This window comes from Dysosmobacter acutus (assembly GCF_018919205.1).
GTDB classification, from domain to species: domain Bacteria; phylum Bacillota; class Clostridia; order Oscillospirales; family Oscillospiraceae; genus Oscillibacter; species Oscillibacter acutus.
Map to the genome: position 1 here is coordinate 1,728,173 of NZ_JAHLQN010000001.1, position 11,812 is coordinate 1,739,984.

General features: G+C 54.2%; 6 protein-coding genes, 4 tRNA genes and 3 rRNA genes. 12 read left to right on the top strand and 1 reads right to left on the bottom strand.

The window, feature by feature from the left end:
• Positions 1-28 precede the first annotated feature (28 nt).
• A complete protein-coding gene (locus tag KQI82_RS08300) occupies positions 29-712 on the bottom strand; it encodes a YjjG family noncanonical pyrimidine nucleotidase (RefSeq protein WP_216632337.1) in 684 nt (227 codons plus the stop codon).
• 115 nt (positions 713-827) lie between these two features.
• Between KQI82_RS08300 and KQI82_RS08305 the strand changes: the two genes are divergently transcribed.
• The 12 genes from KQI82_RS08305 (at position 828) to KQI82_RS08360 (ending at position 11,792) form a co-directional block, all read left to right on the top strand.
• A complete protein-coding gene (locus tag KQI82_RS08305; RefSeq protein WP_216632338.1) occupies positions 828-1,670 on the top strand; it encodes a dipicolinate synthase subunit DpsA in 843 nt (280 codons plus the stop codon).
• A complete protein-coding gene (locus KQI82_RS08310; RefSeq protein ID WP_216632339.1) occupies positions 1,667-2,242 on the top strand; it encodes a dipicolinate synthase subunit B in 576 nt (191 codons plus the stop codon). The genes KQI82_RS08305 and KQI82_RS08310 overlap by 4 nt, the downstream gene beginning before the upstream one ends.
• A 191-nt stretch (positions 2,243-2,433) precedes the next feature.
• A complete protein-coding gene (locus tag KQI82_RS08315; RefSeq protein ID WP_216632340.1) occupies positions 2,434-2,991 on the top strand; it encodes a TetR/AcrR family transcriptional regulator C-terminal domain-containing protein in 558 nt (185 codons plus the stop codon).
• A 158-nt stretch (positions 2,992-3,149) separates the two neighbouring features.
• Complete coding sequence (locus KQI82_RS08320) at positions 3,150-4,526, top strand: radical SAM/SPASM domain-containing protein (protein WP_216632341.1); 1,377 nt, start codon at positions 3,150-3,152, stop codon at positions 4,524-4,526.
• A gap of 477 nt (positions 4,527-5,003) precedes the next feature.
• Positions 5,004-6,533 (top strand): 16S ribosomal RNA (locus KQI82_RS08325).
• 114 nt (positions 6,534-6,647) lie between these two features.
• A tRNA-Ile gene (locus KQI82_RS08330) sits at positions 6,648-6,724 on the top strand.
• Between the two features lie 46 nt (positions 6,725-6,770).
• Positions 6,771-6,846 (top strand) — tRNA-Ala (locus tag KQI82_RS08335).
• A 398-nt stretch (positions 6,847-7,244) separates the two neighbouring features.
• Positions 7,245-10,093 (top strand): 23S ribosomal RNA (locus tag KQI82_RS08340).
• A 221-nt stretch (positions 10,094-10,314) separates the two neighbouring features.
• Positions 10,315-10,389: transfer RNA gene (locus tag KQI82_RS08345), tRNA-Glu, on the top strand.
• Positions 10,390-10,429: 40 nt separating this feature from the next.
• Positions 10,430-10,505, top strand: a tRNA-Lys gene (locus tag KQI82_RS08350).
• A gap of 132 nt (positions 10,506-10,637) precedes the next feature.
• A 5S ribosomal RNA gene (gene rrf / locus KQI82_RS08355) occupies positions 10,638-10,753 on the top strand.
• Together the 16S, 23S and 5S rRNA genes with 4 tRNA genes alongside form the textbook arrangement of a ribosomal RNA operon.
• Positions 10,754-11,165: 412 nt before the next feature.
• Positions 11,166-11,792, top strand: coding sequence for a VanW family protein (locus KQI82_RS08360; protein ID WP_338149003.1), 627 nt, complete (start codon positions 11,166-11,168; stop codon positions 11,790-11,792).
• Positions 11,793-11,812: the final 20 nt, after the last annotated feature.

Sequence of the window (11,812 nt, forward strand, 5' to 3'; positions counted from 1 at the left end):
GGCGCCCGGGAAAGGGCGCCGGCATTGTTCATACGATCTGGCAGAGCTCCCGCAGATCGGAGATGGTATAGTCGATCCGCAGGTCCGCCGGAGGCTTCAGCCCATTGGGGTTGAACCAGCAGCAGGGGAGCCCGGCATTGTTGGCGCCCCGGATGTCCGTGGCGATGGAATCGCCCACCATTAGGCAGTTTTCCCGGGTAATGCCGTCGATGCGGGAGAAGACATAGTCAAAATAGGCCGGGTCCGGCTTGCCGGCGCCGGCCTCCTCTGATATAAAGGCGGCTTTTATGTACGGCGCAATGGCACTGCCGGAGAGGCGTCCTTTCTGCACCGAGGCCACGGCGTTGGTGACGATATAGAGCTGGTGGGTCCGGGAGAGAGTTCGGCAGACCTCCTCCGCGTGGGGCAGGAGAAAGGAACCGCGGCTCAGGGATTCCAACTGGACGCTGTTGCAGCCCTCCGGGTCGGCGCTGGATCCGATGGCTTTCAGAAAGCGGACAAATCGCTCCACCACCAGAAACTCCTTGGTGATAAGACCCTGATCGAACTGATTCCAGAGACCCTGGTTGATCCGGGAAAAGGCCTCATACATCTCTTGGGTGTCGGGAAAACCGCCGTAGCGGCTGGTGGCGGAAAAGGCCAGACGGTCGGCGCGGTTGAAGTCGAAAAGCGTGTGGTCCGCGTCCAACAAAAGATAAGGGTATCTGCTCATAAAAATCCTCCATAGAATGAATCTTGCGTTCCCCGGGATCATACCACAAAATCCGGAAGCAATCAATCACCCTCCCATGGGCCGGGGCATAGCATAAAGGCAGAGGGGGAGTTGAATGAAACGGACATTTGCATTGCTTGGCGGAGATACGCGGCAAACCTGCCTCGCGCGGCTGATAGCAGAGGACGGACATCAAGTGATTACATGGGGGGTACCGGATTGTGACGCCGGTGCCCTGAAAGAGACTGCGGAGGCACAGTGCGTGCTTTTGCCGCTGCCGCTGTCCCGGGAGAGAGGCATGCTTAACTGCACCAAGGAAACGCTTGCGCTTGCGCAGCTGTGGCGTGTTTTAACACCGTCCCAACTGATCTGCGCCGGCCAGGCCGGACCCGAAGCCATACAGGGTGCGAAAGAACAGGGACTGGAACTGGAGGATTATTTTCTTCGTGAGGAGCTCACGGTGATCAATGCGGTTGCCACCGCGGAGGGAGCGCTCCAGCTGGCTATGGAGCACTTGCCTGTTACATTGTGGGGCACGGAGTGCATAGTGATCGGCTACGGCCGGATCGGAAAGCTCCTTGCCCGCCGGCTCCGTGGATTGGGCGCCTCCGTCACAGTTGCGGCAAGAAGCTATGCGGCCCGCTCCTGGGCCCTGGCAGACGGCATGAAGGCCATTTCCACAGAAGACCTGACGGGAAAGCTTCGAAATCCCCGGCTGATATTCAACACCGCCCCCTCTCTCATCCTGAATCGCGGCCTTTTGCGGCAGCTGCCGCCGAAGTGCCTGTGCATAGACCTTGCCTCCCGGCAGGGGATCGACGGCGCGGCGGCGGAGGAGCTGGGGATCCCATTCCTGTGGGCCCGGGGTTTGCCGGGAAAAGCTGCGCCGGAGACAGCTGCCGCCGCGATCCGGGATGCGGTATATCATATTCTCGAAGAACGAGGTGAGACCGTTTGAAAACGGAACGAGTGGGGTTCGCAATTTGCGGCTCCTTCTGCACCCATGACCGAATACTTAGTGAGCTGGAACAGATAACCCGGGAGTACGCCACCGTCATCCCCATTTTGTCGGAGATCAGCGCGGCGACCGATACCCGGTTCGGCGAGGCCGAGGCCTTTGTGGAAAAAGTGGAGGCAATCACCGGCACAAAGGCCTGGAAGGATATTCCGTCGGTGGAGCCCATCGGCCCTCAGGGCCTGCTGGATGTGCTGGTGATTGCACCGTGCACGGGAAACACCATTGCCAAACTGGCCAACGGCATTACGGACACCGCCGTCACCATGGCGGCAAAGGCACATTTGCGCAACGGCCGCCCTGTGGTCATCGCCATGGCAAGCAACGACGGATTGTCCGGCGGCGCGAAAAACATCGGCGAGCTGCTGGTGCGGAAAAACTATTACTTTGTGCCCTTTGGGCAGGACAACGCCCTGTCAAAGCCCTGTTCGCTGATGGCGGATTTCACGCTGATATCCGCCACGGTGGAAGAGGCGATGCGGGGCCGCCAGATTCAGCCTCTCCTTTTGGGCTGAGTACAAACATCCGCGGAGGACACCTCCGCGGATGTTTTGCGCGGTCCCCGGCAGGCAAAGCGGCAGGGCGGGCGTTAAAATCTTGTGAAAAATACCGCTGTTTTCCGTTAAGAAAATCAGCTATACTATACACAAATACAATTATAAAATAAAAAGGAACAGGAAAAGCGGCGGTGGGAACGGAGGATTTTATGGCGCAGACCACAAAGAGGGCCCTTGCAGACTCCATGAAAAAGCTGTTGGCGAAAAGTCCCCTGGATAAAATCACGGTGAAAGACCTTGTGGAGGACTGCGGCGTGAACCGCCAGACCTTCTACTACCACTTTCACGATGTGTACGACCTGGTGGAATGGATTTTTCGGGAGGAACTTGCCGAAATTGCCAGGGAGGAGATCAATTACAGCAGCTGGAGCGAGGTGCTCTACCGCCTCGCAGATCACCTGACCCAGAACCGGGCCCTGATCCTGAACGTATATAACTCCGTCTCCCACGGGGAAGTGACCCGGTACGTAAACAAGGCGATGCGCCCCTATGTGGCGGCCGTCGTGGAGGAGCAGGCTGAAGGCGTTAAGGTCTCCCTGGAAAACCGGGAATTTGTGACGGACCTCTGCACCAGGGGGGCCGCCGGCCTCATGTGCAACTGGATTGAAACCGGTATGCGCCGGTCCCAGCTGCTGCGGCTGGAGAAGTTTGAGCGGGCTGTGGACGGGAGCCTGAGACTGATGCTGAAAAACTTTGAGGAAAAATAATGGCGTGCCGTTTGGAAGGAGCCCATCGCAATCTTGCGATGGGTTCCGCCTTTTTTCGGCAGGTGTCGGAATTTTGGACAGATTGGGGGTTTTGACTATACTCATTTTATGGGCGGTGGGATATATCTGGACTTAGAAAAGAGAAAGGATGTGGCGGTATGAACCTCACCAATGCCATTAAAAAACTCTCCCTGAACAAGGCCTATGAATATCTGGACCGGGACCCGGAGAATAACATCCCCAAAATGCTGGATCTGGCAGAGAAGCTGGATCAGGACGGTGGGATTGCCCGCCAGCTGGGTCCGGTCCGCCAGGCGCTCTCCGACCCGGACAACAACTGGTTCCAACTGGCCAAAAGTCTGTGGACCGACGTGGACAGTGAGGTGCGCAAGACGCTTTTCACCAATTTTGTGGTGAACGCCAATATGATTTCCAATCCAAAACTGACGGAAAACCGGGAAAAATACGGATGCAATATCCCCTGGGCCATTTTGATGGACCCCACTTCCGCCTGCAACCTGCACTGCACCGGCTGTTGGGCGGCGGAGTACGGCAATCGGATGAACATGTCCTTTGATGAGCTGGACTCCATCATCGAGCAGGGCAAGGCCCTTGGCACCTATATGTACATCTACTCCGGCGGCGAGCCCCTGGTCCGAAAGGACGATCTCATCGCGCTGTGCAACAAACACTCCGACTGCCAGTTTTTGGCCTTTACCAACGGCACGCTGATCGACGAGGCATTTGCCGATGAGATGCTGCGGGTCAAGAATTTTGTGCCGGCCATCTCCGTGGAGGGGTTTGAAGAGGACACGGATTTCCGCCGGGGGAAGGAAACATTTGAAAAGCTGCGCCGCGGCACGGAGATCCTGCGGGAGAAAAAGCTGCCCTTTGGCGTCTCCTGCTGCTATACCAGCAGGAATTATAAGATGATCGGCTCGGAGGAGTATTTTGACGCCATGGTGGAGTGGGGCGCGAAATTCGCTTGGTTTTTCACCTATATGCCCGTTGGAGTGGGGGCCCCCACCGATCTGATGGCCACTGCGGAGCAGAGGGAGTTTATGTACCGCCGCATCCGGGAGTTTAGAAAGACCAAGCCGTTGTTCACCATGGACTTCTGGAACGATGGGGAATACGTGCAGGGGTGCATTGCCGGCGGCCGCTGTTACCTCCACATCAACGCCAACGGCGACATCGAGCCCTGTGCGTTTATCCACTATTCCGACTCCAACATCCGGGAGAAGACACTGATAGAAGCCTATCGGTCCCCTATGTTCATGGCTTATCACAACAACCAGCCCTTCAATGAAAACCATCTGCGCCCCTGCCCGCTGCTGGACAATCCGGGCCGCCTAACCCAAATGGTGGAGAGCTCCGGCGCCCATTCCACAGACCTCCAGGACCCGGAGGATGTCCATGACCTTACAGAAAAATGCAGGGAGAAAGCGGAGAAGTGGGCACCTGTGGCGGATCACCTCTGGGAATGTTCTCACGGCTGCGCCTCCTGCGTCGGCTGCCAGAAAGAAGGAAAGTAATCAGATTTGCTTATGGAGGGGCAGGAGGCTGCCGCAGCAGCTGAATGCCCTTCCGGTGTTTTTCATAAAAAAGAGGGCCTTTTACACAAATCTGAGCAAAAAGTGTAAAAAATGAAAAAAGAGGCTTGACTTTTGTAAAAACCTTTGGTATCCTAATCAAGCTATCCCACACGGAACACTGTGGACCGATCCCGCAAAGCCTTGCAGCAGCTGAAAAAAGAGGTTGACAAGAGTGGGGGAGATGGGGTATAATAGCAATGTTCCGCCGGTGAGGCGTGCACCTTGTAAATTAAACAACGTAACGAAAAGAAAGCACCAGACGGTAAGCGCACTTGTGAGAAATCACGGTGCGCGCCGATAAAGGCTTTGCAAGTAGGGGTTTAGTCAATTACCCGAACGCGGAGCGAAAAACAAGAAGCTATGGAAATAGCTCTGTAAGTCAAGATTAGCTCAGGCCACGGCCTGTGTTGATACGAATTTATAGAGAGTTTGATCCTGGCTCAGGACGAACGCTGGCGGCGTGCTTAACACATGCAAGTCGAACGGAGCACCCCTGAAGGAGTTTTCGGACAACGGAAGGGAATGCTTAGTGGCGGACTGGTGAGTAACGCGTGAGGAACCTGCCTTTCAGAGGGGGACAACAGTTGGAAACGACTGCTAATACCGCATGATGCATATTGACCGCATGGTCGATATGTCAAAGATTTATCGCTGAAAGATGGCCTCGCGTCTGATTAGCTTGTTGGTGAGGTAACGGCCCACCAAGGCGACGATCAGTAGCCGGACTGAGAGGTTGACCGGCCACATTGGGACTGAGATACGGCCCAGACTCCTACGGGAGGCAGCAGTGGGGAATATTGGGCAATGGACGCAAGTCTGACCCAGCAACGCCGCGTGAAGGAAGAAGGCTTTCGGGTTGTAAACTTCTTTGACAGGGGAAGAGTAGAAGACGGTACCCTGAAAACAAGCCACGGCTAACTACGTGCCAGCAGCCGCGGTAATACGTAGGTGGCAAGCGTTGTCCGGATTTACTGGGTGTAAAGGGCGTGTAGCCGGGAAGGCAAGTCAGATGTGAAATCTGGAGGCTCAACCTCCAAACTGCATTTGAAACTGCTTTTCTTGAGTATCGGAGAGGTCATCGGAATTCCTTGTGTAGCGGTGAAATGCGTAGATATAAGGAGGAACACCAGTGGCGAAGGCGGATGACTGGACGACAACTGACGGTGAGGCGCGAAAGCGTGGGGAGCAAACAGGATTAGATACCCTGGTAGTCCACGCTGTAAACGATCAATACTAGGTGTGCGGGGACTGACCCCCTGCGTGCCGGAGTTAACACAATAAGTATTGCACCTGGGGAGTACGATCGCAAGGTTGAAACTCAAAGGAATTGACGGGGGCCCGCACAAGCGGTGGATTATGTGGTTTAATTCGAAGCAACGCGAAGAACCTTACCAGGGCTTGACATCCTACTAATGAAGCAGAGATGCATTAAGTGCCCTTCGGGGAAAGTAGAGACAGGTGGTGCATGGTTGTCGTCAGCTCGTGTCGTGAGATGTTGGGTTAAGTCCCGCAACGAGCGCAACCCCTATTGTTAGTTGCTACGCAAGAGCACTCTAGCGAGACTGCCGTTGACAAAACGGAGGAAGGTGGGGACGACGTCAAATCATCATGCCCCTTATGTCCTGGGCCACACACGTAATACAATGGCGGTAAACAGAGGGATGCAAAGCCGTGAGGTGGAGCGAACCCCTAAAAGCCGTCCCAGTTCGGATTGCAGGCTGCAACCCGCCTGCATGAAGTCGGAATCGCTAGTAATCGCGGATCAGCATGCCGCGGTGAATACGTTCCCGGGCCTTGTACACACCGCCCGTCACACCATGAGAGTCGGGAACACCCGAAGCCCGTAGCCTAACAGCAATGAGGGCGCGGTCGAAGGTGGGTTCGATAATTGGGGTGAAGTCGTAACAAGGTAGCCGTATCGGAAGGTGCGGCTGGATCACCTCCTTTCTAAGGAGACATTACCAGGGCCGAGGTTCTGGTATAACATCCTAAGGTCAGCCGGAAGGCGCGGGCTGAGTAGTTACGTTGTTTAATTTAGAGGGTGCAGCCCTCGGTGGTTATGGGCCCGTAGCTCAGCTGGCTAGAGCGTACGACTGATAATCGTAAGGTCGGTGGTTCGAGCCCACTCGGGCCCACCACAAAAAAGGAAGCCGTACCTGAAAGAGGGCGGAATGGAATAGAGCCGGGGATATAGCTCAGCTGGGAGAGCGCCTGCCTTGCAAGCAGGAGGTCGCCGGTTCGATCCCGACTATCTCCACCAATTGAGATCAGATTGAAGCATTTAAGGGATTAAATGTTTCAATCTGGCTTCAAAAGGAGCCGGAAAAAAGAATACGTCGTATCCAACTCCGACGCAACCCAGCGAAAGCGGTTGCGGAGGAAGAGGAGATGCAGCGAAATGAACGAGCTTTGCCACTTGTGGGAAAGCGAGTGATATGGAGCCTGCATGGACGCGTGCACCTTGAAAACTGAACAATGATATGATGAAAGACATGTAAGGCAACAGAAGAGGTCTTCTGGACAAAAGTTCGGAAGGTAATTTAATTGTGGAACAACATCTGAAAAGATGAGGGTAACAATTACAATTTCAAAAAAAAGAATTCTGAGGAAGCCTGCATAATTCAACTAAGAGAACCAATTGAAAGATTGTTCGAAATAGGTCAAGCTAAAAAGAGCGCAAGGGGAATGCCTTGGCATCAGGAGCCGACGAAGGACGTGACAAGCTGCGATAAGCTTCGGGGAGGAGCAAATATCCATTGATCCGGAGATTTCCGAATGGGGCAACCCGGCAGAGCAATACTCTGTCAGCGTGCGTTGAATAAAATAGGCGTACGCGGGGAACCGCCTGAACTGAAACATCTAAGTAGGGCGAGGAAAAGACATCAACAGAGATTCCGTAAGTAGTGGCGAGCGAACGCGGAAGAGGCCAAACCAGAGGATTTATTCTCTGGGGTTGAGGACTCACAAAACGGCGCAATAGTTTAGGAGAACGGCATGGGAAGGCCGGCCATAGCGGGTGAGAGCCCCGTATCCGAAAGATGAGTTGCGTCAGTGAGTATCCAGAGTACCGCCGGACACGTGAAACCCGGTGGGAAACAGGGGGGACCACCCTCCAAGCCTAAATACTACCTGATGACCGATAGAGGAGCAGTACCGTGAGGGAAAGGTGAAAAGGACCCCGGAAGGGGAGTGAAAGAGAACCTGAAACCTTGTGCTTACAAGCAGTCAAAGCACGTTAAAGTGTGATGACGTACTTTTTGTAGAACGGTCCGGCGAGTTATAGTAACGAGCAAGCTTAAGGCATTCAGTGCCGGAGGCGCAGCGAGAGCGAGTCTGAATAGGGCGTATGAAGTTCGTTGCCATAGACCCGAAACCGGGTGACCTATCCATGAGCAGGTTGAAGTGGGGGTAAAACCCCATGGAGGACCGAACCGACCCCCGTTGCAATGGTGGCGGATGACTTGTGGATAGCGGAGAAATTCCAATCGAACTCGGAGATAGCTGGTTCTCCCCGAAATAGCTTTAGGGTTAGCGTTATGTTAGATTACCGGAGGTAAAGCACTGAATGGTCGAGGGGTCGATAAGATTACCAACGCCTATCAAACTCTGAATGCCGGATAATTGATGCATAGCAGTCAGACAGTGTGAGATAAGTTTCATTGTCAAAAGGGAAACAGCCCAGACCCACAGCTAAGGTCCCTAATGTATGCTAAGTGGAAAACGATGTGGAGCTGCAAAAACAACCAGGATGTTGGCTTAGAAGCAGCCACTCATTAAAAGAGTGCGTAATAGCTCACTGGTCGAGTGGTTCTGCGCGGAAAATATAACGGGGCTAAGCATACAACCGAAGCTTGGGATGCGTGTGAAAACGCGCGTGGTAGGGGAGCGTTGTGTACGGGGTGAAGTCTGAGCGGAAGCACAGGTGGACTGTACACAAGTGAGAATGCCGGAATGAGTAGCGAGAATTATGTGGGAATCATAATGGCCGAAAATCTAAGGTTTCTTGGGGAAGGTTCGTCCGCCCAAGGTAAGCCGGGGGCTAAGGCGAGGCCGAAAGGCGTAGTCGATGCACATACGGTAGAAATTCCGTAGCCACCGAACCTTAAGCATGAGGGACACTTTGAGATAGCAGAACCCGGGCGTTGGTAGCCCCGGGCGAAAGGGACCGAAAATATAGTAGGGAAGTCTGCGATGCTTGAAGGCGAGAAAAGCTCATGTGTATGCTAAGGTGCCCGTACCGCAAACCGACACAGGTAGATGAGGAGAGAATCCTAAGGCCAACGGGAGAAGGGTTGTTAAGGAACTCGGCAAGTTGACCCCGTAACTTCGGAAGAAGGGGAGCCCCGAAAGGGGCCGCAGTGAATAGGCCCAAGCAACTGTTTACCAAAAACACAGGTCTATGCTAAATCGAAAGATGACGTATATGGGCTGACGCCTGCCCGGTGCCGGAAGGTTAAGAGGAGATGTCAGGCCGCAAGGCCGAAGCATTGAATTGAAGCCCCGGTAAACGGCGGCCGTAACTATAACGGTCCTAAGGTAGCGAAATTCCTTGTCAGGTAAGTTCTGACCCGCACGAAAGGCGTAATGATTTGGGCACTGTCTCAACAGCCCGCCCGGCGAAATTGTAGTACTGGTGAAGATGCCAGTTACCCGCAACTAGACGGAAAGACCCCATGGAGCTTTACTGCAGCTTAATACTGGAAATCGGTAATTCATGTACAGGATAGGTGGGAGACTTGGAAGCTGGGCCGTCAGGTTCAGTGGAGTCGCCGGTGGGATACCACTCTTGGATTGCTGGTTTTCTAACCTGCGGCCCTGAATCGGGTCGGGGGACACTGTTAGGCGGGCAGTTTGACTGGGGCGGTCGCCTCCAAAAGAGTAACGGAGGCGCTCAAAGGTTCGTTCAGCACGGACGGAAATCGTGCAGTGAGTGTAAACGCATAAACGAGCCTAACTGCGAGACCGACGGGTCGAGCAGTAACGAAAGTTGGAGTTAGTGATCCGGTGGTATGTGAGTGGAAATGCCATCGCTCAACGGATAAAAGCTACCCTGGGGATAACAGGCTGATCTCCCCCAAGCGTCCACAGCGACGGGGAGGTTTGGCACCTCGATGTCGGCTCGTCGCATCCTGGGGCTGAATTCGGTCCCAAGGGTTTGGCTGTTCGCCAATTAAAGCGGCACGCGAGCTGGGTTCAGAACGTCGTGAGACAGTTCGGTCCCTATCTGTTGCGGGCGTAAGAGATTTGAAGGGAGCTGTCCTTAGTACGAGAGGACCGGGATGGACGTACCTCTGGTGCACCAGTTGTCCTGCCAAGGGCATAGCTGGGTAGCTATGTACGGACGAGATAAACGCTGAAGGCATCTAAGCGTGAAACTCCCCCTAAGATGAGATCTCTCACTCTATATGAGGTAAGGGCCCAGGAAGACTACCTGGTTGATAGGCCGGAAGTGGAAGTGCGGCAACGTATGCAGCTGACCGGTACTAATCGCCCGAGGGCTTGACCTACAATGAAAATGCAGGCGGCCTGAAATAGAAGGACATCATATCGTTGTTCGGTTTTGAGGGTGCATGGAGCGGCCATGAACCCCGTAAAGAGCAATGTCCACGTAAATCGGCATGCAAAGCAGCGCAGCGTTTGTGTGTCGAAAAGGAAGGGCAACGGAGCAATACGGAGTTTCCGCCGGGGGCGGAAATGAAGCGAGCGCAGTTTGCCCCGATGACGACGCGGCCCGTTGGTCAAGTGGTTAAGACAGCGGCCTCTCACGCCGTTAACATCGGTTCGAATCCGGTACGGGTCACCAGATCAAAGCAAGTTGCGGGGAAACCCGTATTGACGAATATGCGCCTTTAGCTCAGTTGGTAGAGCAACTGACTCTTAATCAGTGGGTCCCGGGTTCGAGTCCCTGAAGGCGCACCAAAGTCAGCCGTTGAGGGTTGAGAATGGGAAGCGAGCGGGAGTTTGCTTCCGGTTCTAAGTCCTCAAAAAGGGCTTGACAAGAGTCTCAAAAAACCTTATAATTTGTTTGTTTTCCGGAGCTTCCGGATGACAGTTGGTGCTGATTAGAGCGAGGGTCCACCCGTTCCCATTCCGAACACGGCAGTTAAGCTCGCTTCTGCTCACAATACTTGGCTGGAGACGGCCCGGGAAGATAGGTAGCGCCAACACGATAAGGCCGGACAGGGAAACCTGTCCGGCCTGCTTTTTTTGCAAGCATGCGCGGCCTTCCGCCGTTGCTTATGGAAGAGCTGCTTCTCCGCTCTTCCTTCCCGCGTCTGACGGAATATCCCGCCCTGCCTCCTGCCCGCTCGCCCCCCTCTTGTGCTTTCTCTTTGATTTGATAAAATCTGATAAAAGGGGTACTTTCATATGATTGATCCGAATCATCCCACGCTCCGACCTCCAATCCATCGCAGTTGGTTGCGCCTGAGGCTTGGAAAAGCATACTACGCTGGAAAAAGGTATCTTTTGTGGTGCTCCCGGAAGTATCACTGGGCGATTACGCGGCAGAAGGAGCCGCTGCCATGTGTCTGCTTTTCCCATGCAACACCGCTTTTTCGCCAGCTGAAGGGCGAGGAGATGCAGCTGCAAAAGAATAAGGTTACAAATTTACGGTTGGCGGTAGCCCGCTTAGACGGCTTGATTCTCCATCCGGGTGAGACCTTCAGCTATTGGAGGCTGATCGGTAAACCCAGCCGGAGAAAGGGGTATCTGGATGGAATGGTGCTCTTTTTAGGGCGGATTGGAAGTGATGTGGGTGGGGGCCTGTGCCAGCTGTCTAACCTGATTTTCTGGATGACACTTCACACACCTTTGACTGTGATTGAGCGCTACCGCCATTCTCACGATGTATTTCCGGACTCCAACCGGACACAGCCCTTTGGCAGCGGGGCCACCTGTGCCTATCCCCACCGTGATCTGATGATTCGAAATGATACAGAGCAGGATATTCAGCTTTGTCTCCGGGTGACTGAGACGCATCTGGAGGGTGAGTGGCGGTCCATGGAGGCGCCCGCAGTCCGCTATCAAATTGTGGAGCGGGATGCCAGGATGGAGCAGGGCTATTGGGGCGGGTATGTGCGTCACAACGCCCTGTACCGTAAAATCTTTGATATATCCGGGGCACTTCTTGAGGAGCAGTTTCTTTTCACCAATGATGCCATCATGATGTACAGCCCGCTGTTGCCGCAGACAGAGACAAAATAGAAAACGAGGATGGTAATGAA